Source organism: Pseudomonas fluorescens (assembly GCF_030344995.1).
GTDB lineage: Bacteria > Pseudomonadota > Gammaproteobacteria > Pseudomonadales > Pseudomonadaceae > Aquipseudomonas > Aquipseudomonas fluorescens_BF.
The window spans coordinates 3,474,526-3,497,852 of sequence record NZ_CP128260.1 but is presented as its reverse complement, the minus strand read 5'-3'; the positions used below and the strand labels follow the sequence as shown (position 1 = coordinate 3,497,852).

Genomic DNA, 23,327 nt, shown 5'->3' with positions numbered 1-23,327 from the left:
GATGAAATTCACTACTCAGGCCGCCGACATCGTGATGCAGGACTTGATTGACTGCCTGCTGGCCGAAGACTTCTTTGGTCGCGAGCCATTGTCGATTCTTTCTGCCGGGCAATGGCGCCAGGCTCATCCGCGGGCACCGACCCTTGAAGGTGAACATATCTGGGAGTGGTGCTGCGACGCGCAGGAACGGCGCTTCATCAGCATCGCGCTGCGGCCCGGCATTACCCAGCAGTGGGAGAAAGTCCCGGGCACTGCCGTGTTGGCCCGACAGGAAGAACACTGGGTGCGTCTGTCGCCGGTGGAGTTCATGAAGCATGTGTTCACGGGCATGGGGCCACGCTTTGCCGATAACGAGAAAGGCCTGACGCTGTTTCTCGAAGTGCTGCACATCAGCATCTGGCAGACCGCGCTGTCGCAGGAACATCAGGTTGACGACACGCACCTGATGGCACGGGACGGGGCGACGTTCTTCCGGATCATGGAACAGTGGGCGTCGCTGCGTGACCGTCCGTACCACCCGTTGGCCAAGGCCAAGCAGGGGTTGTTGCAGAGTGAATACCTGCAATACCAGGCCGAATTCGCCGAGCCGGTGGCGTTGAACTGGGTCGCGGTGCGCAAGGACATGTTGCAGGGCGGGGAAGGGGTGACGGACCTGGAAACCATCTACCCGGCGCGCTATCTGCTGCCGGCGGACTTGCAGAAGCGCCTGGCCGCCGAACTGGCGTCGCGCGGGATCGACGAAACGCATATCGCGCTGCCGGTCCATCCGTGGCAGTTCGAGCACGTGCTGCAAGGACAACTGGGGAGCGAGTTCGACCGGGGTGTGTGCCAGCGCCTGGATTTCCAGGAGGCCACGGTATTCGCCACCTCGTCGCTGCGTTCGATGACGCCGTGTTTCGACAGCGCCGACTATCTCAAGCTGCCGATGGCGATCTACTCGCTGGGCGCCTCGCGTTATCTGCCGGCGGTGAAGATGATCAACGGCGGGCTCAGCGAAAAACTGTTGCATCAGGTGCGAACCCTCGACCCGGTGCTGGCGCAAACCCTGCACTTGTGCGACGAAAGCAAGTGGTGGGCTTTCATGCCGCCGCAGGCGACGCTGTTCGACGAGGCGCCACGGCACCTGTCGGCGATGGTGCGCAGCTATCCGCAGGCGCTGCTCGACGATCCTGATTGCCGCCTGTTGCCAATGGCTGCGCTCGGCACGCCACTGCCCGGTAGCCGGCGCCACTTCTTCGATGAATGGATGAGCTATCGCCAACTGCCCGTCGAGGCCAGCTCGGTGCTGACCCTGTTCGGCGAATTGTGCGAGCGCTTCTTCGACGTCAACCTGCGCATGTTCCGCCTGGGCATGCTGGGCGAGGTTCACGGTCAGAACGCGGTGCTGGTCTGGAAGGCCGGTCAGGCCCAGGGCCTGCTGCTGCGCGATCACGATTCGCTGCGCATCTTCGTGCCATGGCTGGAGCGCAACGGAATGGCCGATCCGCAGTACCGGATCAAGAAGGGCCATGCCAACACCCTCTATCACAACTGCCCGGAAGACCTGCTGTTCTGGCTGCAGACCCTGGCGGTGCAGGTCAATGTGCGCGCCATCATCGACACGTTGTCTTCGGTCTATGCCGTACCGGTTACGGCCCTTTGGACAACCTTGCGCACGGTGCTGGAAACCCTGATCCGGCAAATCGACTTTGACGACGCGGCCCGCGCAATGCTTCAGCGCCAACTGTTCGACGCGCCACGCTGGCCGCAGAAACTGCTGCTGACGCCGATGATCGAACGTGCCGGCGGGCCGGGCAGCATGCCGTTCGGCAAGGGTGAAGTGGTCAACCCGTTCCAGCGAGTGGCACATGGCGGTTGATTCTCAAGGGCTGATCGGCAGGCGCAGTGTGTTGCGCCTGTCGCTCGGCGTTCTGGCGCTGCCGCGTATTGCACTGGCGGAACCGTTGCGGCTGGTGACGCTCTTTCAAGGGGCGACCGACAGTGCCGTCGCACTGGGTGTGACGCCGTGCGGGGTTGTCGATTCATGGAGCGAAAAGCCCATGTACCGCTATCTGCGTCCGGCCGTGCAGGGCGTGCCGCATGTCGGGCTGGAAACCCAGCCCAGCCTGGAAGACATCGCCCTGTTGCGACCGGATGTGATTGTCGGCTCGCGTTTTCGCCATCAACGCATCGCCCCTTTGCTGGAGCAGATGGGCACGGTGGTGATGCTCGATGAAGTGTTCGAGTTCAAACAGACGCTGGCCTTGATGGGGGCGGCGTTGCAGCGTCAGGCGCAGGCCACGCAGGTGCTGGCGCAGTGGGAGCAACGGGTGATCGCTTTGCGTCGACAGTTGCAGGCCCGGTTCGCCGGGCGCTGGCCGTTGACGGTTTCGGTGCTGGACATCCGTGAAGATCATATCCGCAGCTATTTGCCGGCGAGTTTTGCCGGCTCCGTGCTGACTGAGCTGGGTTTTGCCTGGACGCCAACGGCCCGGGAAGCCAGCGGGGTGTCGCTGAAAATCACCAGCAAGGAAAGTCTTGCGGCCGTTGATGCCGACCTGTTTTTTATCTTCCAGCGCAGCGACAGCCAGGGCGTACAGCGCAATTATCAGAACCTGGTGCAGCATCCGCTTTGGCGCCAACTGCGCGCGCCTCGCGATGGCCTGATCTGGCGTGTCGACAATGTGGCCTGGAGCCTGTCCGGCGGCATTCTCGGGGCCAACCTGATGCTGGACGAGATTGCGCGGGTGACCGCCATGGAGGCCGCTTCATGAGCGAAGGCGTGAAGCTTCTGGGCTTGTTACTGGGGTTGTTGTCGAGCGTGATGTTGAGCCTGGCGGCGGGTGCAAACTGGATCGCACCGGCGCAGGTTCTTGATGTCCTGATGCATCCGGATGCGTTGGGGGTGTCCCATGAGTGGGTGGTGACTACACGGCTGTCGCGGACGCTGATGGCGCTCGCGGTCGGTTCCAGCCTGGCGGTGGCCGGCGCCTTGATGCAGGCGCTGACCCGCAATCCACTGGCGTCACCGGGATTGTTCGGGATCAACGCCGGCGCGACGTTCGCGATCATTCTCGGCACGTCGGTGTTTGCCTTGAGCGCTCCGCAGCAATGGCTCTGGTGCGCATTTCTGGGGGCGGCGGTGGCTGGAAGTCTGGTGTGGATCATCGGCAATCGGGGGCAGGGCAGCCTCAATCCGTTGCGCATCGTGCTGGCGGGGGCGGCCATGACGGCGCTGTTTTCGGCGTTCAGCCAGGCGTTGCTGGTGGTCAATCAGGAAGGTCTGGATACGGTGTTGTTCTGGCTGGCAGGTTCGTTGTCCGAACGCGACCTGGGATTGGCGGCGCCTTTGTTGGCGGTCGTGCTGGTGGCGTTGATCGGCGCATTGTTGATGGCCGGGCAAGTGAATGTACTCAACGCCGGGGAATCGATCGCGACGGGGCTCGGGCAGCGGACGGGGTTGATCCGGCTACTGCTCGGCGTACTGATCATCTGCCTGGCGGGCAGTGCGGTGGCGCTGGCCGGCAGCATCGGTTTCATCGGATTGCTGGTGCCGCACATGGTGCGCAAAGGCCTTTCGGTCGACCATCGCTGGCTGCTGCCGGGCTGCGCGTTGGCCGGTGCGATGCTGTTACTGCTGGCCGACACGCTGGCGCGGGTGGTGATCCTGCCGCAAGAGGTGCCTGTCGGCGTCATGACTGCGTTGTTCGGTGCGCCGTTCTTCATTGCGCTGGCGCGGAGAGGAGGGCGTTATGAATGACTCGCTGATATTGCGGCGCGCAGGGTTCTCGCGGCGCATTGACCTTTCTACCCTCTGGCATCTGCTCGCCGCGCTGGTGTTCACAGCGATGGTCATGCTGGGCGTGCTTTCGCTTGGCAAGGTCAACCTGTCGCCGCTGACCGTGGTGCAACTGCTCTGGCAGGGCGGCGATGAGCGTCTGGTGTTCATCATCGAGCAGCTTCGTCTGCCACGGTTGTTGCTGGCGGCGCTGGTGGGCGCGGCTTTGGCGGTGTCGGGGCTGATTCTGCAAAGCATCATCCGCAATCCGTTGGCGTCGCCAGACCTGTTGGGTATCACCAGCGGCGCCAGTGCGGCGGCGGTGTTGTACCTGTCGTTCTTCTCGGTGCTGCTGGGCCCGCAATACCTGCCGCTGGCGGCCATGGGCGGCGCCGGACTGGCGGCGTTGAGCATTTATCTGTTGGCCTGGAAACGCGGCGCGTCGCCCCTGCGGCTGGTGTTGATCGGGGTTGGCGTGTCGGCGCTGCTGACCGCGCTGACAACCTTCATGCTGGTGTTCAGTCCGTTGACCACCACGCTTTCAGCGTATGTCTGGCTGACCGGCAGCGTGTACGGCGCGAGCTGGCCGGAGCCGCGAGCCCTGGCGGGATGGCTGCTGGCGATCATGCCGGTTCTGATATTTCTGGCGCGTCAGGTGCGGTTTCAACAACTGGATGATGCGCTGGCCCAAGGTATCGGCGTGCGGGTGCAATGGCTGCGCGCCGGGTTGTTGATGGTCAGCGTGGCACTGGCCGGCGCTGCGGTGGCATGGGGCGGGGCGATTGCGTTTGTCGGCCTGATTGCGCCGCATATCGCCAAGCGTCTGGTGGCCCCGGGCTTTGCCGGGCAAGCGATCATGGCGGCGCTGGTCGGTGCGAATCTGGCGGTGCTGGCCGACCTGATCGGGCGCAGCCTGTTTCTGCCACTGGATCTGCCCGCCGGGATTTTTGTCGCCGTGCTGGGGACACCGTTCTTTCTTTATCTTTTGATCAACCAGCGGCATTAAGGAATCACTGATGGCTTCGATGGCGACCCATCAACTGACCCTGGGCTATCAGCGCCAGGTGATTATCGATGCACTGGATCTGCAACTGCCGGCGGGCAAAATCTCGGTGCTGATCGGCAGCAACGGTTGCGGCAAAAGCACCTTGCTCAAATCCCTGGCGCGCCTGCTCAAGCCGCGACAGGGTTCGGTCATTCTCAACGGTGTCGATATTCAGCAACGCTCGACGGCGGCGGTGGCGCGGGAGTTGGCCATCCTGCCGCAAATGCCCAGCGCGCCGGAGGGCATCACGGTGCGGCAACTGGTAGCGCTGGGGCGATATCCGTATCAGAGCTGGATGCAACAATGGTCGGTACAGGATGAGGCAATGGTTGAACGGGCGCTGCAGCAGACGGGGGTGCAGGAACTGGCGCAACGGCCGGTCGATGCGCTGTCCGGTGGCCAGCGTCAGCGCGTCTGGATTGCCATGACCCTCGCCCAGGATACCGAGATCGTGTTGCTCGATGAGCCGACCACTTTTCTCGATCTGGCCCACCAGATCGAGGTGCTGGATCTGCTGCGCGATCTCAATCGTCAGGAAAACAAGACCATCGTCATGGTCCTGCATGATCTGAACCTGGCGTGTCGCTACGCCGACCATATGGTCGCGGTACATCAGCGCACGGCATTCGCTCAGGGGCGGCCGGCGGACATTCTGACCGAGGGACTGGTCAAGCAGGTCTTCGATCTCAACTGCCGGATCATTGCCGATCCGTTTTTCGGCACACCGCTGTGCATCCCGTTCGGACGGGAGTTGCCACAATGAACCTGAGTTCAACGTTTGCACCGCAAGACTGGGCGGTATTGAGCGGTCCGCTGCGTCTCAAACCCATGGCCGAGCACGACCGGCTACGCTCGGTGCGCGCCTCCGCATTGCTGGATGAAGACGCGTGCGTGCAATTGCTCGACCGGCTGGGTCCCGTGATCAGCTCTCCGACCCGAGCCATCACCGCGTCGCTGCTGGGCAAGCGGTTCTCTTTCCTGGCCACGGGTGCTTGTCTGTACGCCATGTCTGTTTGTGATCAGGGACTGATGTTGTCCCTTGAAGACTGCGTGATCGAGTACGGCCATGACGAAGGGCTCTGGACATCCTCCATGCCGATGCCCGAGCGAACACCCACCCGGTACGACGCCGGTGAACGGGAAGCCTGGCGGGCGGAGGTCGTGACAGCGCTGTTCGCAGGCGTATTGGCGCCGTTATGGCAGATGTTCAACCGGGTCAGCGGGATTTCGCGCCGCATTCTGTGGGAGAACACGGCCGTGCGGGTTTATTCGCTTTACGAAAAACGCATCAGCAAGGTGCAGGATCCAGTGATTCGCCAGCGCCAGGAGGCGGATTTCCATTGGCTGCTCAATGAAGCCCCACCGGAGCTGTTCGGCCTGGATTACAACCCGCTGACGCACTTCCGCCGTCCGCCCACGCCCATGGAGGAGGGGGGCAGTGTCCGTTTTCGCCGTACCTGCTGCTTCTACTATCGGGCCTGCGACCCCGTCGAATATTGCTCGACATGCCCTCTCATCCGGCCGAAACCTTCACGCCCGGGGAAAAGCTCATGATTGCTCCCCGCCAACAACACGCCAGCGCCGAACTGCTTGAGCACTACCGGGAGATCGCGCCATCAACCCTGGGCCATTTTGGTGATCAGGGGTATTTGCGTGGCATCAAACCGTTGTTCGGTAATGTGCGCATGCTGGGCAATGTCGTCACCGTGAAGGTCTTTCCACCCGACGGCAGCATCTTGCGCGACGCGCTGTTGCTCAGTCAGGCGGGCGATGTGTTGGTGATCGAATGTGCAGGCGACGAAGAGTGCGCCTGCTGGGGCGAGTTGCGTACGCTGGCCGGGCTGATCAAAGGGCTGGCAGGTGTTGTGGTCGGTGGTGCGGTGACCGATGCGGCGGCCTTGCGCGAACACCGGTTGCCTGTTTTCAGCTTTGGGGTGAGTGCTTACACCACCCGTGGAATCGGCCTGCGAGGTGAGGTCAACGGCACCGTAGAAGTCGCCGGGGTGCGGATCAGTCCAGGGGACATTGCGTTGGGCGACGATGACGGTGTGTTCATTCTCGATGCCGTTCGCGCTGAAACCTTGTTGCCGGACATGATGGCGAAGGAAGCGCTGGATCGCGAGCGCAGGGGAGAGTTTCTGAACAGGCTGAAAGCGATCGACAACCTTCATTCGGACTAGGCAAGCCTGACGATTCTGCCGCGCACCGCCCGGACCAGACTTGCTACTCGAAGGGACACCACTGGAAGCGTACTCGATCAACCTGGGCGCCGATTTGTGGTGGCGCCTGAGTGTGTGCTTTATCTACGCGAGTTTGTTCGATCTGGTCTGGGCGGCTTTCTTTTCCGAATCTTCCGATAGTTGGACGCCCACGGTAAGAATCAAAGACGTCTGGTATCTTTTGGTGCCAGGGCACCCGGTTTCAATAGGTGTTACTCAGCTACCGTTCTGCACCTTTTCGGGTCTCGCGATGAGCCATTAGGTAGCAGATTCCCAATCTTCATGTCGGCACACCTGATGGTTGTGCACGCCAAATTTTCTCCTTAATTCATTCCAATCAAACGCTTGGCGCGTTACTGCAGGTTTTGGCATGCATTCTGCTTTTATGTATCCGTGGATAATTGGATACAAAAAGACAAAAGGTGCCGCCATGCAATTCGCTCCCGCCTACGACCAGCGCCAACCGATGACCGCCGAGGAGGAGGCTTACAACTTTCTTCTGGAAGGCATCTGCGGCGGTCGTTACCGCAAAGGCGACCGACTGATCGCCGAGGACATCGCCGGTGAAATCGGCATGAGCCGGATGCCTGTGCGTGAAGCCTTTCGACGTCTCGATGCACAGGGGCTGGTGACGCTCAGGCCCAATCGCGGTGCGATTGTCAGCGGTCTGGATATCGAGGAAATGCACGAAGTCTTCGAGATGCGCAGCGCGCTGGAAGGGCTGGCGATTCGAGTGGCGGTGCCGAAGATCGGTGCGCGTCAGTTGACGGCCCTGGAACGACTGCTCGATGAAATGGATGACTACCACGACGAGAGTGCGGCCTGGGTCAGCCGTCACCGCAAGTTCCATGAATACCTGTGCAGCCTCAGCGGACGGCCTCGTCTGGTGAAACAGATCAGTGCGCTCTACGCGCTGATCGAGGCCCCGATGCGTCTTTGGCTGCAGCACGTGGAAAAGCCGTTGAGTGCGCGCCAGGAACACGTGGTGATTCTCGACGCAATTCGCGCCGGCGATGCCGCCAAGGCAGAAACGGTGGTACGCGAACACATTGAAGGCACGGTCCCCGAGCTGATCAGGTTTCTGCAATCGGAACGATAACCACAGAGCGGGCAACGAACCCGCCGATGTTTTGACTTTGAGTACTGCCCCGTTACTAACCGAACTGGAGTGTCTGGTCATGCATACGTCTCGCCTGTTGTTGGCTGCAATTTCGCTGGGGCTCTGTACGCAGTGGGCGGTTGCCGCGCCCACCGTGCCGGAGCGTTTGCTCAAGGTCGACAAACTCACCTATTGCTCGGGCATGGATTCGCCGCCTCTTGTTTCCTTCGATGAGGCGCAAAAGCCAAAGGGTCTGACCGTCGACCTGGGCCTGGAAGTCGCCAAACGTTTGGGGGACAAGAAGGTCGAGTGGCGGGTGATCCCGTTTTCCGGATTACTCCCGGCGTTGCTGGCCAAGCAGTGCGACATGATCGTCGACCAGTTGTTCGACAAGCCCGAGCGCCGCGAGGTGATCGACGTCGTCAACTACATGTATTCCAGCCAGGCGGTGGTGGTGCCCAAGGGCAATCCGAAAGGGCTCAAGACGCTGCCCGATCTCAGCGGGCACAAGATTGCAGTACTCAACGGTTCGACCATCAAGACCTTGCTCGACACTGAGAATGAAAGCCTGGCCAAGGCCGGCAAGCCGCCGATGAAACTGGTGGTCTACAACACCGACACCGATGCATTTCAGGCGTTGCGCATCAGTCAGGTCGACGCTTACGGCACCACGGTGGAAACCGCCGGTTATTACGCCGCCATGGCGCCGGATCTGTTCGAGGAAGGTGTTCCAGCCTTCAGCCGGATTCTCACCGGGCTGGGCATTCGCAAGGACGATCCGCAATTGAGCGCCGCTGTGCAGCAGGTGATTACCGACATGCGCAGCGACGGCAGCTACAACCAGCTCCTGAGTAAGTGGCACGTCTCCAGCGACACCCTTGATTGAGGTAGGCGTTGATGAATTTCAATTGGGATGTGTTCTGGCAGTACCTGTTGCAGCCCAGCGGGGTCTACCTCACCGGGCTCTGGCTGACGTGCCTGATCAGTGTGCTGGCCATGTTGCTGGGTTGTGTTCTGGGGCTGGCCGCTGCGCTGTTGCGGTTATCGAAGAACCCGTTGCTGCATCTGCCGGTGCGCTTTTATGTGTGGCTGATGCGCGGCACGCCCTTGCTGGTGCAGATCGTCTTTCTCTACACAGCGCTGGCGGCGGGCGGGATTTTCCGCTTCGAAGATATCGAGCTCTTCGGTCTGGTGGTCCCCGGCAATATCCAGGCCGCGATCATCGCCCTGGGTCTGAACGAAGGCGCGTACATGGCCGAGATCATTCGTGCCGGTATCGGTGCCGTCGACAAGGGGCAATACGAAGCCGGGCGCTCGCTGGGCATGACCTTCGCCAAACTGATGCGCCGGATTGTTCTGCCGCAGGCGTTTCGGGTCATCGTGCCGCCGCTGGGCAACGAGTTCAACGTGATGCTCAAAAACACCACGCTGGTCAGTGTGATCGGTGTGCAGGAGCTGCTGCTCAGCACGCAGATGGTGACTTCGGCGACTTTCCGGGTGTTCGAGTTGTACCTCGTGGTGGCGATTTATTTCCTGTTGCTCACGACACTGTGGGGCTTCTTCCAGCGCTGGCTGGAAACACGTTTCGCCCAGTCGGACCGACCTTCGTCGCCGCCACCGGCATCCAGCCGGATGTTCGGTCGCAGCACGCTGAAACTGCTGAGGGGACGTTAACCATGGCGCATCAAAGTGACGAACTGATCATCGAAGCGCTGAACATTCACAAGTCGTTCGGCAATCTCGAGATTCTCAAAGGGATTTCCCTGCAAGTCCGGCGCGGTGAAGTGGTGGTGCTGATCGGCGCCTCGGGGTCGGGCAAAACCACGTTTATCCGCTGCATCAATTTGCTGGAAGACATTCAGTCCGGGCAGATCCGCGTCAACGGTCAGTCCATGGGCTATCGCATCAAGGCCGATGGCAGCCTGGTGCGGGATTCGGAGCGCAACATCGCCCGTCAGCGGCGGGACATCGGCATGGTGTTCCAGCGCTTCAATCTGTTCCCGCACATGACCGCGCTGGAAAACATCATCGAAGCACCGATTCAGGTGTTGGGTGTGCCGCGCAAGGCAGCGGAGGAGCAGGCGCGGGCACTGCTCACACGCGTCGGATTGGCCGAGAAGGCCAACCATTACCCGTCGATGCTTTCCGGTGGCCAACAGCAGCGGGTGGCAATTGCCCGGGCTTTGGCCATGAAACCTCAGGCCATGCTGTTCGACGAGCCCACCAGCGCCCTTGATCCGGAAACCGTCGGTGAGGTTCTGCAAGTGATGAAGGAACTGGCGGAGGAGGGCATGACGATGGTGGTGGTCACCCACGAAATGGGTTTTGCCCGTGAGGTCGCGGACCGTGTGGTGGTGCTCGATCAAGGTGAACTGATCGAGCAAGGCCCACCGGAACAGATTTTCAGTCACCCCACTCATCCCCGAACCCAAGCCTTTCTCAGCCGCGTGCTGTGAGACTCACAAGGATATTGACGATGCGTTTATCGAGCGTGTTTGCGGCCCTGTGCTGCGCTGCCGTGGTGCCCATGATCCAGGCCGCCGATTCGGTGGTGAAGGTCTACAACTGGTCCGATTACATCGGCCCCGACACCCTGAAGAACTTCGAAAAAGACAGCGCCATCAAGGTGCAGTACGACATCTTCGACACCAATGAAATGCTCGAGGCCAAGTTGCTTTCCGGGCACTCGGGGTATGACGTGGTGGTGCCTTCCAGTCAGTTTCTGTCGAAGCAGATTCGGGCCGGTGCCTATCAGCCGCTGCAGCTTGAGTTGCTGGATAACTGGAAGCACCTCGACCCGCGTCTGATGCAGCGTCTGGAGGCGGCCGATCCGGGCAATCGTTATGCCGTGCCTTATATGTGGGGCACCGTGGGCATCGGCTACAACGAGGAGAAAGTCCGCGCGGTGCTGGGCAAGGACGTGCCGCTGGATTCCTGGGCCATGGTGTTCGATCCGCAGAACCTGTCCAGGCTCAAAAGCTGCGGCGTGGCCTTTCTCGATGCGCCGGTAAAGATCATTCCTCAAGCCATGCTTTATCTCGGGCTGGACCCCAACAGCGTCAAGCCGGACGACTACAAGCAGGCGTCGAAACTGCTGATGACCTTGCGGCCGTCGGTGACCTACTTCAACTCATCGAAGTACACCGCGGACCTGGCCAATGGCGATATCTGTGTGGCGATCGGTTACTCCGGCGACGTGATGCAGGCCCAGACCAGGGCTCGCGAAGCCGGGAAAAACATCGATATCCGCTACCTGATTCCCAAGGAAGGCGTGAACCTGTGGTTCGACATGCTGGCGATTCCCAAGGATGCCGGCAACGTGGCCAACGCCCATGCGGTGATCAACTACCTGCTGCGACCCGAGGTGATTGCATCGGTCAGTGACTACGTCGGGTATGCGAATCCGAACAAGGACGCCACGCCCTTGATGGACCCCAAGGTCAGCGGCAATCCGGGGATTTACCCGGGCGACGACGTGATCAGTCACACCTTTGTCTCCGCCGATCTGCCGGAAAACATCCAGCGCCTGATGACCCGCGAATGGAACCGGATCAAGTCCGGCCAATGAATCCTTGTTTTGAAGAGCCTTTGCCATGCTGAAATTTTCTGCTCATGAGTATCCGTATCCGTCGCAACGCCAAAGCGTGTTTGCCCGTCGAGGCATGGTGGCGGCGTCCCAGCCGCTGGCCGCTCAGGCCGGTATCGAGATGATGCAAAAGGGTGGCAATGCGATCGACGCCGCCATCGCCACTGCGGCGGCGCTGACCGTGGTCGAGCCTACGGGGTGCGGCCTTGGCGGCGATGCTTTTGCTCTGGTCTGGTTCAAGGATCAGTTGCATGGACTCAATGCCAATGGTCATGCGCCGGCTGCGTTAAGCATTGAAGCAGTCAAGGCGGCCGGCCATGAACAAATGCCGTTGTATGGCTGGACGCCGGTGACGGTGCCCGGTTGTCCATCGGCGTGGGCCGAGCTTTCGCAACGCTTCGGGGTGCTGCCGTTTGCTGATTTGCTGCAACCGGCGATCAGCCTTGCGCGGGATGGTTTTCCGTTGTCGCCCGTGGTTGCCCATCAGTGGCAGGTTGCTCTGGACGAGTTCGGTCCCCATCGCGACGAGGTGCTGGACGCGTGGTTCGACACCTTTCTGATTGAGGGCAGGGCGCCGAGGGCAGGGGAGCTGTTTCGCAATCCGGCACAAGCGCGGACGCTTGAAGAGCTGGCGCAGAGCCGCTGCGAGAGTTTGTATCGTGGCGCGTTGGCCCAACGGCTGGATGCACATTCACGGGCGACTGGCGGGTATCTGCGAGCCACGGATCTGGAACATTACCGTGCGCAGTGGGTGGAACCGATCCACGTCAATTATCGCGGCGTAGATGTCTGGGAAATCCCGCCAAGCGGCCAAGGTCTGGTTGCGTTGATGGCGCTGAAAATTCTCGAAGGTTTCGAATTCGATCATCGCGACAGTCAACAGACCTGGCATCGTCAGTTGGAGGCGATGAAGCTGGCCTACAGCGATGGTTTGCACTACATCACTGATCCACTGCACATGCGCGTGGCGGTTGCCGATCTGTTGAGTGATGGCTACAGCGCCCGGCGCCGTGGGCAGATTGATGAGACGGCTCAGCCACCCAAGCCCGGTGATCCTCATGCCAGCGGTACCGTGTATCTGGCGACGGCCGATGGGCAAGGCAACATGGTGTCGTTCATCCAGAGCAATTACCACGGTTTTGGTTCGGGTGTGGTGCTGCCCGACAGCGGTATTGCACTGCAGAACCGGGGGCAGGAATTCAGTCTTGATCCGGAACATGCCAACTGCCTGGCGCCGGGCAAGAAGACGTTTCATACGATTATTCCGGGGTTCCTGACCAAGGATGGCGAGGCGCTAGGGCCGTTTGGTGTGATGGGCGGGTACATGCAGCCTCAGGGGCATGTGCAGATGGTCATGAACCTGGTGGATTTCGGTCTGAATCCTCAGTCAGCGCTGGATGCTCCGCGCTGGCAATGGCTGGGAGGAATGAAGGTAGGGATTGAGCAGGGTACTTCGAGGGATCTGGCCAACGCCTTGGCGCGCCGGGGGCATGAGGTGCAGATTGCCTGTGATCTGACGGATTATGGCCGGGGGCAGATTATTCTTCGTGATCCGGTCAGTGGCGTGCTGTGTGGCGGGACTGAGCCGAGGGCGGATTCGCATATTGCGGCTTGGTAAAGCCAAGAGCGAAGATGTAGCGAACGTCTTCAAATGTGTCGGCATTAGAAGTTAACTACACTAAATGAGCCTTTAGTTGAGCTATGCAAAACTGTTCTTGAGTCAATGGAGAAGGTTATGCCGAACGCGAAAGACGTGATTGCCGCCCTTGAGCTTGAAGCTCATGTCGAGGGCGGCTATTTTCGCAGGACATTTCAGGCAGATCATCGAGACATGCTCGAAACCCGGAGCGGCCCACGTTATTTGATGACGTCCATTTATTACCTGTTGACCGAAGATTCACCGGTCGGCCAGTTTCATTTCAATCATTCCGACATCCTGCATTATTTCCATCTGGGTGACGCCATCGAGTACAGCCTGATTCATGTCGACGGCTCACTGCAGACGCTGGTGATGGGCAGCGATGTTATGGCAGGACAACATTTGCAATTGCACGTACCAGGCGGAATCTGGAAAGCGTCCAGGCTGCTGAATGGATCGAACGGATTCGGGTTGATCAGCGAAGCAGTTTCACCAGGTTTTGATTTCGCGGATATGGAAATGGGGAATCGGCAGAAACTCACAGCGCAGTATCCACAGCATCGAGCGCTGATTGAAAAGCTGATGCGTGACGAGGATTGAGCGCAGCACATTTCAAATAGAGAGATCACCGCGCATCAAAGGCAAGGTGCTTTGGAGAGCCATGGTGGAGATTGAAATCGCGTGCGCAACCGGGCTGATCTCGTAACATCTAGTTACGTGTAATGTATATTATGTTAAATGATGTGTCTGAGCGGAACTTTACGAATTCTGATTATGGCTGCCACTCTTCCTTCCCTGGCTTGTTCCGCCCAAGCCAGCACCGTTCATCAGTGGCTGCTTTATCTCAGGCCAAGAACTGGTTGACCAGGACGAAGATTTCTCCGTCCTGGCATGCACGACGCTGTTACACCTGATCAACGTTGCGCGCAGCGACTGCCACGGTCGCCGGTGAGTCGGAAAGCTTGATAAAGCGCCGGGTTGCGCCATCCAGTGCATCGATGCAGCCCGCCTCGATGTCGTAGACCCAGCCATGCAGATTCAAACGCCCCTGCTCGAGCGCCAGCGCCACCGATGGATGAGTGCGCAGGTTCGCCAGTTGTGCAATCACGTTTTCACGCACGAGGCCATCGAGCTTGTCACGTGGCGTATCGAACTCATGCGCCGCATTGATCGCTTTCGCCGCGTCCGAGTGGCGAAGCCAGTTGGCAACGGCCGGAAGATGGTCCAGGCACGTGCAGCGTGAAATCGCGCCCATGGCCCCGCAATCCGAGTGGCCGCAAATCACGATGTCCTTTACGCCGAGCACGGCAACCGCATATTCGACAGTCGCTGAAACACCACCCGGTTCAGGACCGTACGACGGCACGATGTTGCCGGCGTTGCGGATCACGAACAGCTCTCCGGGTTCGCGCTGTGTGAGGAGTTCAGGTACTACACGACTGTCCGAGCAAGTGACGAACAACGCCTTGGGGTTCTGTTCTGTCGCGAGCTGCTTGAAAAGCTCGACACGTTGCGGATACACCTCGCGCTGAAAGCGCAGAAAGCCATCAATAATGTCACGCATGGAATCCTCCAAATCAAAATGCCGGATACCGACACGAGCACTCGACATGCCCTCGCGCCGCAATGGTGGTCATTATTGCAGACCTCACGGGCATTGGATGTATTCAATGATCCGTATTGGTGAGCAGGCAGACAATCGATTGGTGGCGAAAAAACTTTGCGATCACCGCCGAATCCTCAGCTAAACAATTTATGGATCTCGGAAACCACCTGCATCGTTGCGTCTTCGATCGTTCCTTCATTACGGCACAAAACCCAGCCGTGATCGGCAGCCGCTTGCTCGAACATCTCCGTACACGTGACATGTTCAGCGTGCTTCCGGATCACCGTACCGCCCAGTCCTCTGGATCGTGCCGTTGCCCTGGTCCATGAAATATCCGGCGCGGTGACGACGCCGACATGCAGGTCAGGCACCTGCACGTTTCGCTCGATATTCAACTGGAGAATCTCCGCAAACGGGACGGTCTGACGAAACGCGGCGTCAGACGGATACCAGCGATCGATCAAGATAATGCTGCCCGGTGGCTGTTCAGTCAGAACGTGCCGGGAGATCCAGCTACGGCTATCTGCAAAGCACTGACACACAGCCCACTCCAGATCCCGGGAGGGATTTCTGGCAAGTTCGTTTACCAGGGCCATGGTGGCCCCTCGGTCCGGATCGCTTTTCCTCTCGCAAAGCCGGATGACTTTCTTGTTGTCGGCCCTCAGTACTGCCGTAACCGCTTCCAGTAATGTGGTTTTGCCGGTTCCTTTTGGCCCATCCAGAGAAACAAACAGCGGACGATTCATTTTTCACACAACGATTGAGGCATTGGCGACCACTCTATCCTCATTTCTGCAATTCAATCAGCTCATCCCTGCCCTTTGCCTAAACTTGCTTCCCGATGATGTTCGCCAGACCTTTTGACTGCCAGGGAATCACATAAGGAGTCACCCCATGTCAAATCTATACCCGAGTATCGATCCTGAGGGGTTGGTCGAGTACTCCGTGGTCTACACCGACCGCTCGCTCAACCACATGTCGCAGTCATTTCAAGACGTGATGAAGAACATTTCCAGGACCCTGAAGCAGGTCTACAACGCCGAGGCGGTTGCGGTAGTTCCGGGCAGCGGCACATTCGGCATGGAAGCGGTGGCGCGACAGTTCGCCACCGGCCAGCAATGTCTGGTGATACGCAACGGCTGGTTCAGTTACCGCTGGAGCCAGATCCTTGAGACGGGCAACATCCCGGCGGCTACTACGGTGCTGAAAGCCCGACCGGTCGAAACGGGTCGCCAGGCGGCTTATGCCCCGCCGCCTCTGGACGAAGTGCTGGCAGCCATTCACACGCACAAGCCGCAGATTGTCTTCGCACCCCACGTTGAAACCTCATCAGGGATTATCCTGCCCGACGAGTACCTGCGAGCCGTCGGCGACGCCGTGCATGCGGTCGGTGGCCTGTTTGTGCTGGACTGCATCGCTTCCGGCACGCTTTGGGTTGATATGCACAAATGTGCCGTCGACCTGCTGATCAGCGCACCGCAAAAAGGCTGGAGCGCCTCCCCTTGCTGCGCCTTGGTGATGTTCAGTTCTTTGGCCCTCGAGCGCATCGAGCAGACGCAAAGCAGCAGCTTCGCCTGCGACCTGAAAAAGTGGCTGCAAATCATGCAGGCCTACGAACAGGGCGGACATGCCTACCACGCGACCATGCCCAGTGATTCTCTCGCACGGTTCAACGACGTAATGAAAGAGACGCAAGCCTACGGTTTCGACAAGATCCACGACGACCAGCAGGTTCTGGGGGATCGGGTGCGCGCCATGTTGAACGGCAAAGGCTTCAAAAGCGTAGCCGCAGCCGGCTTTCAGGCCCCGGGTGTCGTGGTGAGCTACACCGATGATGCCGATATCAAAACCGGTAAGAAATTTGCCAGCCACGGCCTGCAGATCGCCGCTGGAGTACCGTTGCAATGCGACGAACCGGCCGACTTCCAGACCTTCCGCATCGGTCTGTTCGGACTCGAAAAGCTTCACAACATCGAGCGTACGGTCAGCACCCTTGAGCAGGCACTGAATGAGGTGATGGTTAGCTAAGCCCTCCTCTCGGCCGCAGCCAATACCGTTCCCGCCGATCCTGTTCGGCGGGAACCACCAAGCGCTGATCTACCTGTCATAAATTCCATATCTGTTGGCAAATAAAAGACTTTTCCACCGTTCCAATAGCCGCTGAGGATCCGCGATGACAAGGCCAGCGTCGATTCGTCGCACCATTTAGCGCCAAAACCCCTTTCATTCTGAATTAGTGATTTAACTAGGTAGTTACCTAACTATATAATGCCCCCCTCATTTCAACGGGACATTCAACGTGAAGCAGAGTCAACGCCTCTCGGGCATATCAACATTCATTCTGGTCGGGCTGGGCGTGATCATCGCCCTGCTCGGCCTGGCACTGGCCGCTGGCGGTGTGAAATTGGTCAGCCTGGGAGGCTCGTGGTACTTCCTGGTGGGTGGTCTGGCGATGGCCATTTCCGGTCTGCTGATCGCTCGCCGCAAGCCTGCCGGCGCCTGGCTGTTCGCGGCGTTCCTGCTGGGGACGGCGATCTGGGCAGTGATCGATGCAGGGCTGGTGTTCTGGCCGGTGTTCTCGCGTCTGTTCATGTTCAGCGCCGTTGGTCTGGTGGTTGCGCTGGTCTACCCGATGCTCAAACGAGCCAATGGCGGCGTTGCGGGTCGTGGTGCTTACGGCGTTGCCGCTGTTCTGGCGGTTGGACTGGCCGCGGCTGCCGGCAACATGTTCGTCGCGCACCCGACCGTCGCCCCTACCGGCACGGGTCCGGGCCTGACACCGGTCGAGCCGGAGAAGGCGCAGAAAGACTGGGCTCACTACGGTAATACCGAGGGTGGCAGTCGCTTCGCCGCGCTGGACCAGATCAATCGCACCAACGTCGACAAACTGAAAGTCGCGTGGACCTACCACACCGGCGACATCGCCGAGAGCGACGGCAACGGCGCTGAAGACCAACTGACTCCGCTGCAGATCGGCAACAAAGTCTTCATCTGCACCCCGCACAACAACCTGATCGCACTGGATGCCGATACCGGTAAAGAACTCTGGAAAAACGCGATCAACGCTCAGTCCAAAGTCTGGCAGCGTTGCCGTGGCATGGCCTATTTCGACGCCAGCGCCGCCGTCGCCAAACCGGCCAGTTCGCCGGTCGCCGAGACCCCGGTCGCGCCCGCTGCCAACTGCACGCGCCGTCTGCTGACCAACACCATCGACGCCCGCCTGATCGCGGTCGATGCCGACACTGGCGAGTTCTGCCAGGGTTTCGGCAACAATGGCCAGGTCGATCTGAAGGCCGGTCTGGGTGATGTCCCGGACAGCTACTATCAACTGTCCTCCGCGCCGCTGATGGCCGGCACTACCGTGGTGGTTGGCGGTCGCGTTGCCGACAACGTGCAAACCGATATGCCGGGCGGCGTGATCCGTGGTTTCGACGTGATGACCGGCGCCATGCGCTGGGCGTTCGACCCGGGCAACCCGCAGGATAAAAAGGCGCCGGCAGACGGCAGCACCTATGTGCGCAGCACGCCGAACAGCTGGGCGCCGATGTCCTATGACCCGGCAACCAACACGATCTTCCTGCCGATGGGCAGTTCGTCCACCGACATCTATGGTGTCGAGCGCAGCAAACTGGATCACACCTACGGCGCTTCGATCCTGGCGCTGGACGCCAACAGCGGCGAAGAAAAGTGGGTCTACCAGACCGTGCACAACGACCTCTGGGACTTCGACCTGCCGATGCAGCCAAGCCTGATCGACTTCACCAAGGACGGCAAAACCGTTCCGGCGGTGGTCATCGGCACCAAGGCCGGGCAGATTTACGTGCTCGATCGTGCCACCGGCAAACCGCTGACCGAAGTCAAAGAAGTACCGGTCAAGGCGTCGAACATTCCGAACGAACCCTACTCGCCAACCCAGCCTAAATCGGTCGGCATGCCGCAGATCGGTGCCCAGCACCTGACCGAGTCGGACATGTGGGGCGCCACGCCTTACGATCAGTTGCTGTGCCGGATCGACTTCAAGTCCATGCGTTACGATGGTCTGTACACCGCGCCGGGCACTGACAAATCCCTGAGTTTCCCTGGCTCGCTGGGCGGCATGAACTGGGGCAGCATCTCCACTGACCCGGTGCACGGTTTCATCTTCGTCAACGACATGCGCCTGGGTCTGTGGATTCAGATGATCCCGTCGCAGAACAAGGCTCAGGCCTCTTCCGGTGGTGAAGCGTTGAACACCGGCATGGGCGCCGTGCCGCTCAAGGGCACGCCTTACGCCGTGAACAAAAACCGCTTCCTGTCGGTTGCCGGCATTCCGTGCCAGGCTCCGCCGTTCGGCACGCTGACCGCTATCGACATGAAGACCCAGAAAGTCGCCTGGCAAGTTCCGGTCGGCACCGTTGAAGACACCGGCCCGCTGGGTATCCGCATGCACCTGCCGATCAAGATCGGTCTGCCAACCCTCGGCGGCACCCTGTCGACCCAGGGCGGCCTGATCTTCATCGCCGGCACCCAGGACTTCTACCTGCGCGCGTTCAACAGCGGCAACGGTGAAGAAGTCTGGAAAGCACGCCTGCCAGTCGGCAGCCAGGGCGGCCCGATGACGTATGTGTCGCCGAAAACCGGCAAGCAATACGTGGTCATCACCGCCGGTGGCGCTCGTCAGTCGACCGACCGTGGCGACTACGTGATGGCGTACGCCCTGCCGTAAACCGCAGCGCCCTCCTTCACTTCACTTGTGCGCGGCACCTTCGGGTGCCGCGTCGTTTCATGTCCTTCGCTCTGGATTTCAGCAATGTCATTGGCTGTTCGCTTTTCTCACGCCGGGGTCTTCACCGGCATGCTGTTCGGTCTCACCTGCGGCGCTGCCCTGCCCGCTCTCGCCGATACCGATTCCAACGTATTCACCCGCAACACCCTGACCGGCGACTGGGGCGGCCTGCGCCACCAGCTCGATGAAGACGGCATCAAGTTCACCGGCGACTACACCGGCGAAACCGCCTACAACGCCGACGGCGGCCTGCATCGTTCGGCGCGTTACTCGCAAAACATCAAGCTCGGCGCGCAGTTCGACCTGAGCAAACTGTACGGCGTCGACAACGCCGGCAAGATCCAGCTGAGTATCAACGACCGTCGCGGCAACAGCGCCTCCGAAGATCTGGTCGGCAACCGTCTGCCCATTCAGGAAAACTACGGCGGCCTCTACACGCGCCTCACCGAGCTGAGCTACGAGCGCAGCCTGTTTACTCCGGCGCTGAACGTCAAACTCGGCTACATGGCCATGGGCAACGATCTCGGCGGGCTGGACAGCGGCATCCTCTGCAACTTCATGAACGCCGGTTTCTGCGGCCACCCGCTGAACATGTCCGGTGGCAGCGGCTGGACCAACTACCCCAACGCCCATCTGGGTGTGCGGGTGAAATACGACCTCTCCCCTGCCTGGCAACTGCGCGTGGCCGCGTTCAATGTCGACCCGGAAAGCAACGGCAACTCCAGCCGTGCCTGGCACCTGGGCCCGAAACACACCACCGGCACTGTGGTGCCGATCGAACTGGTCTACAAACAGGCAGGCAAACTGCCCGGCGAGTACAAGGTCGGGTATTACTACGACAGCTCCGATGTCAAACGCATCGGCAGTGACAAGGAAGTGTCCGGACGCGGCGGCCATTACGTCCTGATCGACCAGGCCGTCTGGGCCTCGGACGCTTCCGAAGGCCGCAGCCTGCACGCCTTCGGCCAATACTCGGCCGCCAGCGAAGCAGCTTCGCCATTCAGCAAGTGGTACGGCACCGGCCTGGTGCTGTACAAACCTTTCGAAGGCCGCCCTCGCGACACCGTGGCGCTGGGCTACGGCCGCGCAGTACCGAACCCGCGCAGCCGCGATGTGCAGCAAGACGCAGCGCTGAACAATGGCGCAGCGTTTCCAAACCTGGACAGCGCCGAGCAATTGATCGAACTCGGTTACGGCTATCAGGCCACGCCTTGGCTGACGCTGCGCCCGAATATGCAGTACATCATCGAGCCGGGCGCGTTTTCCGGGAAGGACATCGACAATGCATTGGTGTTTGGATTGCAGGTGAAAGCGGCGCTCTGACGCCGACGTTTGTAGACCACAAAAAAAGCACCCGAAGGTGCTTTTTTTGTGGGTGCTGCCAGCGGAATCAACCCGCGAAGCTGGCCCGCGCCGCGTGCAGTTTCTTGTAGCTTTCGATCAGGCGCAGGTGCCGATCCAGCCCTTCCAGCTTCATGCTGGTCGGCGTCAGGCCGTAGAAGCGCACGCTGCCGTTGACCGAACCGATCGCCGCATCCATGCGCTCGTCGCCGAACATGCGGCGGAAGTTGGCTTCGTAGTCTTCCAGCTCCAGATCTTCGTCCAGCTCCATTTCCAGCACGACGTTGACCGCTTGATAGAACAAGCCGCGCTCGACGGTGTTGTCGTTGTATTGCAGGAAGGCTTCGACCAGATCCTTGGCCTGCTCGTACTTCTGCAAGGCGAGGTAGATCTGCAGGCGCAGTTCGAGAATGGTCAACTTGCCCCATGGGGTGTTGTCGTCGAACTCGATGCCGATCAGCGTGGTGATATCGGTGTAATCGTCCAGCTCGCTGTGTTCCAGGCCTTTGGCAAGGTTGCGCAGACCGACCTTGCTCAGGTTGTGCAGGTTGAGAATGTCGGCACGGAATTGCAGCGCTTTGTTGGTGTTGTCCCAGATCAGGTCTTCTACCGGGTAGATCTCCGAATAGTCCGGCACCAGAATGCGGCAAGCCTTGGCGCCGATGTGCTCGTAGACCGCCATGTAGACTTCCTTGCCCATGTCTTCGAGGATGCCGAACAGCGTCGCGGCCTCTTCGGCGTTGGAGTTTTCGCCGTTGCCGGAAAAGTCCCACTCGACGAATTCGAAGTCGGCCTTGGCGCTGAAGAAACGCCACGACACCACGCCGCTGGAGTCGATGAAGTGCTCGACGAAGTTGTTCGGCTCGGTCACGGCCTGGCCCGAGAAGGTCGGCTGTGGCAGGTCATTGAGGCCTTCGAAGCTGCGGCCCTGCAGCAACTCGGTGAGGCTGCGTTCCAGCGCCACTTCGAAGCTCGGGTGCGCGCCGAACGAGGCGAACACGCCGCCGGTGCGCGGGTTCATCAGCGTCACGCACATCACCGGGAATTCACCGCCCAGCGACGCGTCCTTGACCAGCACCGGGAAGCCCTGCTCTTCCAGCGCCTTGATCCCGGCGAGAATGCCCGGGTATTTCGCCAGCACCTCTTGCGGCACATCCGGCAGAGCCATTTCGCCTTCGAGGATTTCGCGTTTGACCGCCCGCTCGAAGATCTCCGACAAACACTGCACCTGAGCTTCGGCCAAGGTGTTGCCGGCGCTCATGCCGTTGCTGAGAAACAGGTTTTCGATCAGGTTGGACGGGAAGTACACGACCTCGTTGTCCGACTGACGCACGAACGGCAGCGAGCAGATGCCGCGCTGGGTGTTGCCGGAGTTGGTGTCGTACAGGTGCGAGCCGCGCAGTTCGCCGTCGCGGTTGTAAATGCCCAGGCAGTATTCGTCGAGAATTTCCGCAGGCAGCTCATCCTTGGCGCCCGGCTTGAACCAGCGCTCGTCCGGGTAATGCACGAACTCGGCATTGGCGATCTCTTCGCCCCAGAACTGATCGTTGTAGAAGAAGTTGCAGTTGAGCCGCTCGATGAACTCGCCCAGCGCCGAGGCCAGCGCGCCCTCTTTGGTCGCGCCCTTGCCGTTGGTGAAGCACATCGGCGACTGCGCATCGCGGATGTGCAGCGACCAGACGTTGGGCACGATGTTGCGCCACGAAGCGATTTCGATCTTCATGCCCAGGTCGGCAAGAATTCCCGACATATTGGCGATGGTCTGTTCCAGCGGCAGGTCCTTGCCGGCAATGCAGGTGCCCGCACCGGACGTGGAAGCCGGCATCAGCAGGGCCTGGGCATCGGCATCGAGGTTCTCGACTTCCTCGATCACGAACTCCGGCCCCGCCTGCACCACCTTCTTCACCGTGCAACGGTCGATCGAGCGCAGGATGCCCTGGCGATCCTTTTCGGAGATGTCCGCCGGCAACTCGACCTGGATCTTGAAGATCTGGTTGTAGCGGTTTTCCGGGTCGACAATGTTGTTCTGCGACAGACGAATGTTTTCGGTCGGGATATTGCGGGTGCTGCAGTACAACTTTACGAAGTAAGCCGCGCACAAGGCCGACGACGCCAGGAAATAGTCGAACGGACCCGGTGCAGAGCCATCGCCCTTGTAACGGATCGGTTGGTCGGCCACCACCGTGAAGTCATCGAACTTGGCTTCGAGTCGGAGGTTGTCGAGAAAATTGACCTTGATTTCCATGCGGGTTACCAGAATAGCGGGCTAA

20 protein-coding genes are annotated in these 23,327 nt (G+C 60.1%); 17 read left to right on the top strand and 3 right to left on the bottom strand.

What is annotated here, in order from left to right; genetic code table 11:
- The first annotated feature begins 1 nt into the window (after nucleotide 1).
- The 14 genes from QR290_RS15555 to QR290_RS15490 all read left to right on the top strand — a co-directional run bounded on the left by QR290_RS15555 (nucleotide 2) and on the right by QR290_RS15490 (nucleotide 13,945).
- Nucleotides 2-1,858, top strand: a complete 1,857-nt coding sequence (locus tag QR290_RS15555) for an IucA/IucC family protein (protein WP_289202999.1) — start codon at nucleotides 2-4, stop codon at nucleotides 1,856-1,858.
- Nucleotides 1,848-2,753 carry an ABC transporter substrate-binding protein gene (locus tag QR290_RS15550; protein ID WP_289202998.1) on the top strand — a complete coding sequence of 302 codons (906 nt, stop codon included), beginning with the start codon at nucleotides 1,848-1,850 and terminating at the stop codon, nucleotides 2,751-2,753. The genes QR290_RS15555 and QR290_RS15550 overlap by 11 nt, the downstream gene beginning before the upstream one ends.
- Nucleotides 2,750-3,739: a FecCD family ABC transporter permease gene (locus QR290_RS15545; protein WP_289202997.1), complete on the top strand. Its 990-nt coding sequence runs from the start codon at nucleotides 2,750-2,752 to the stop codon at nucleotides 3,737-3,739. Before QR290_RS15550 ends, QR290_RS15545 begins: the two co-directional genes overlap by 4 nt.
- Nucleotides 3,732-4,763 (top strand): FecCD family ABC transporter permease, encoded by a 1,032-nt coding sequence (locus QR290_RS15540; protein WP_289202996.1) that lies wholly within the window; start codon nucleotides 3,732-3,734, stop codon nucleotides 4,761-4,763. Before QR290_RS15545 ends, QR290_RS15540 begins: the two co-directional genes overlap by 8 nt.
- 10 nt (nucleotides 4,764-4,773) lie before the next feature.
- Complete coding sequence (locus QR290_RS15535) at nucleotides 4,774-5,565, top strand: ABC transporter ATP-binding protein (protein ID WP_115077969.1); 792 nt, start codon at nucleotides 4,774-4,776, stop codon at nucleotides 5,563-5,565.
- The gene (locus QR290_RS15530; protein WP_289202995.1) at nucleotides 5,562-6,356 is read left to right on the top strand and encodes an IucA/IucC family C-terminal-domain containing protein; all 795 of its coding nucleotides are present in this window, start codon (nucleotides 5,562-5,564) and stop codon (nucleotides 6,354-6,356) included. Before QR290_RS15535 ends, QR290_RS15530 begins: the two co-directional genes overlap by 4 nt.
- Nucleotides 6,353-6,982, top strand: a complete 630-nt coding sequence (locus QR290_RS15525; protein ID WP_289202994.1) for an RraA family protein — start codon at nucleotides 6,353-6,355, stop codon at nucleotides 6,980-6,982. The genes QR290_RS15530 and QR290_RS15525 overlap by 4 nt, the downstream gene beginning before the upstream one ends.
- 469 nt (nucleotides 6,983-7,451) lie before the next feature.
- Nucleotides 7,452-8,120 carry a GntR family transcriptional regulator gene (locus QR290_RS15520; protein ID WP_289202993.1) on the top strand — a complete coding sequence of 223 codons (669 nt, stop codon included), beginning with the start codon at nucleotides 7,452-7,454 and terminating at the stop codon, nucleotides 8,118-8,120.
- Between the two features lie 79 nt (nucleotides 8,121-8,199).
- The gene (locus tag QR290_RS15515) at nucleotides 8,200-9,006 is read left to right on the top strand and encodes an ABC transporter substrate-binding protein (RefSeq protein ID WP_289202992.1); all 807 of its coding nucleotides are present in this window, start codon (nucleotides 8,200-8,202) and stop codon (nucleotides 9,004-9,006) included.
- Between the two features lie 11 nt (nucleotides 9,007-9,017).
- Nucleotides 9,018-9,794 (top strand): amino acid ABC transporter permease, encoded by a 777-nt coding sequence (locus tag QR290_RS15510; protein ID WP_289202991.1) that lies wholly within the window; start codon nucleotides 9,018-9,020, stop codon nucleotides 9,792-9,794.
- A 2-nt stretch (nucleotides 9,795-9,796) separates the two neighbouring features.
- The gene (locus tag QR290_RS15505; RefSeq protein ID WP_289202990.1) at nucleotides 9,797-10,576 is read left to right on the top strand and encodes an amino acid ABC transporter ATP-binding protein; all 780 of its coding nucleotides are present in this window, start codon (nucleotides 9,797-9,799) and stop codon (nucleotides 10,574-10,576) included.
- A gap of 20 nt (nucleotides 10,577-10,596) precedes the next feature.
- Nucleotides 10,597-11,688 (top strand): polyamine ABC transporter substrate-binding protein, encoded by a 1,092-nt coding sequence (locus QR290_RS15500; protein WP_289202989.1) that lies wholly within the window; start codon nucleotides 10,597-10,599, stop codon nucleotides 11,686-11,688.
- 25 nt (nucleotides 11,689-11,713) lie between these two features.
- Nucleotides 11,714-13,324, top strand: a complete 1,611-nt coding sequence (locus tag QR290_RS15495) for a gamma-glutamyltransferase family protein (protein ID WP_289202988.1) — start codon at nucleotides 11,714-11,716, stop codon at nucleotides 13,322-13,324.
- A gap of 117 nt (nucleotides 13,325-13,441) precedes the next feature.
- Nucleotides 13,442-13,945, top strand: coding sequence for a cupin domain-containing protein (locus QR290_RS15490; protein ID WP_289202987.1), 504 nt, complete (start codon nucleotides 13,442-13,444; stop codon nucleotides 13,943-13,945).
- A gap of 304 nt (nucleotides 13,946-14,249) precedes the next feature.
- Here the strand turns inward: QR290_RS15490 and QR290_RS15485 are convergent, their stop codons facing one another.
- Entirely contained in the window at nucleotides 14,250-14,909 is a 660-nt protein-coding gene (locus QR290_RS15485) for a carbonic anhydrase (RefSeq protein ID WP_115077961.1), read from the bottom strand.
- 176 nt (nucleotides 14,910-15,085) lie between these two features.
- Nucleotides 15,086-15,697, bottom strand: a complete 612-nt coding sequence (locus QR290_RS15480; protein ID WP_289202986.1) for a dTMP kinase — start codon at nucleotides 15,695-15,697, stop codon at nucleotides 15,086-15,088.
- 148 nt (nucleotides 15,698-15,845) lie between these two features.
- Between QR290_RS15480 and QR290_RS15475 the strand changes: the two genes are divergently transcribed.
- The 3 genes from QR290_RS15475 (at nucleotide 15,846) to QR290_RS15465 (ending at nucleotide 21,039) form a co-directional block, all read left to right on the top strand.
- The gene (locus QR290_RS15475) at nucleotides 15,846-16,979 is read left to right on the top strand and encodes an aminotransferase class V-fold PLP-dependent enzyme (protein ID WP_289202985.1); all 1,134 of its coding nucleotides are present in this window, start codon (nucleotides 15,846-15,848) and stop codon (nucleotides 16,977-16,979) included.
- Between the two features lie 271 nt (nucleotides 16,980-17,250).
- Nucleotides 17,251-19,656 (top strand): glucose/quinate/shikimate family membrane-bound PQQ-dependent dehydrogenase, encoded by a 2,406-nt coding sequence (locus QR290_RS15470; protein ID WP_289202984.1) that lies wholly within the window; start codon nucleotides 17,251-17,253, stop codon nucleotides 19,654-19,656.
- Nucleotides 19,657-19,740: 84 nt separating this feature from the next.
- Complete coding sequence (locus QR290_RS15465; RefSeq protein ID WP_289202983.1) at nucleotides 19,741-21,039, top strand: carbohydrate porin; 1,299 nt, start codon at nucleotides 19,741-19,743, stop codon at nucleotides 21,037-21,039.
- A 67-nt stretch (nucleotides 21,040-21,106) separates the two neighbouring features.
- On the opposite strand, the gene QR290_RS15460 is transcribed toward QR290_RS15465, so the two are convergent.
- Nucleotides 21,107-23,302 (bottom strand): OsmC domain/YcaO domain-containing protein, encoded by a 2,196-nt coding sequence (locus tag QR290_RS15460; RefSeq protein ID WP_115077956.1) that lies wholly within the window; start codon nucleotides 23,300-23,302, stop codon nucleotides 21,107-21,109.
- Nucleotides 23,303-23,327: the final 25 nt, after the last annotated feature.